The 936-nt window shown below is 37.0% G+C and carries 2 protein-coding genes; both read left to right on the top strand.

Features of this window, described 5'->3' with window-relative positions; genetic code table 11:
- Positions 1 to 214: 214 nt before the first annotated feature.
- Positions 215 to 577 carry a pilin gene (locus ACTWQB_RS17335; RefSeq protein WP_443140398.1) on the top strand — a complete coding sequence of 121 codons (363 nt, stop codon included), beginning with the start codon at positions 215 to 217 and terminating at the stop codon, positions 575 to 577.
- A gap of 124 nt (positions 578 to 701) precedes the next feature.
- A partial coding sequence (locus ACTWQB_RS17340; protein WP_443140399.1) for a PrgI family mobile element protein occupies positions 702 to 936 on the top strand: 235 nt, incomplete at its 3' end.

The raw sequence follows: 936 nt of genomic DNA on the forward strand, positions 1-936 counted from the left end.
GTTTATCCAAGGTATTTTTCCTTTGTAAATTCATAGCATTTATGTAGTTTACAATCACCTTAGTTAGTTCAATAGAATACTAGATTGGGAGCGCCCCAATTTGTGCATGAAGCCTGCCTTGTTAGCAGGTCGTTCGTGTATAAATTGGGGCGTATTTTTTTATGTGTCCCGTTGAATTTATAACATCAAATTAATCATTTATGGAGGTGGGAATATGAAAAAAATATTACAGGGGTTAGCAGCAACAGTACTTGCATTAACAGCACCAGCCATGACAGCACTGGCAACACCAAGTAATCCGCTATCAGGTGGCGGTAGTAGTATTGAAAGCTCGGGTTTTTTCAGTGATGTTGAAAATCTAGTAAACATCGTGATTGCGGTTGGTGGTTTCTGGGTACTTGTTTGTTTGGTTATTGCGGGAATGAAACTATCTGGTTCATCTGGTAATCCTCAAAAACGAACAGAAGGTCTAGTCGCATTAGGTTTTGTTGCGGTTGGCGGTTTCATTATCGTTAAAGCATATGATATCGCTGGATGGATTGCTAGTTTCGGTATGATCATGCCTATTTCATTTTAAGCCGAACTAATATACCCTTCTTCTTTATAAAAAAGGGGAAGGGTATTAGTTTATACTTTTATAGATTTAATAGATATTGATTTGTTCATTTACATATAAACACTTTCTTAAAGGGGGTTAGCATATGAGACAAGCTCAAGTTCCTGAGGATATGACGAGTGATATGAAAAATATCTTAGGAATCATATCGACTAGACAACTTATCTACCTCATTGTCGGTGGTTCAGTCTTATATATCTATATTCCAATTGTATTTGGATTGGCAGATGCAATTGTGGCATCGATTATCATGTGTATGGTTGCAGCAATACCAACCGCTATAATCATTGGCTTACTAGGTTTTTACAAACACCCTAAAT

This window comes from Piscibacillus sp. B03 (assembly GCF_052246295.1).
Lineage (GTDB): Bacteria > Bacillota > Bacilli > Bacillales > Alkalibacillaceae > Piscibacillus.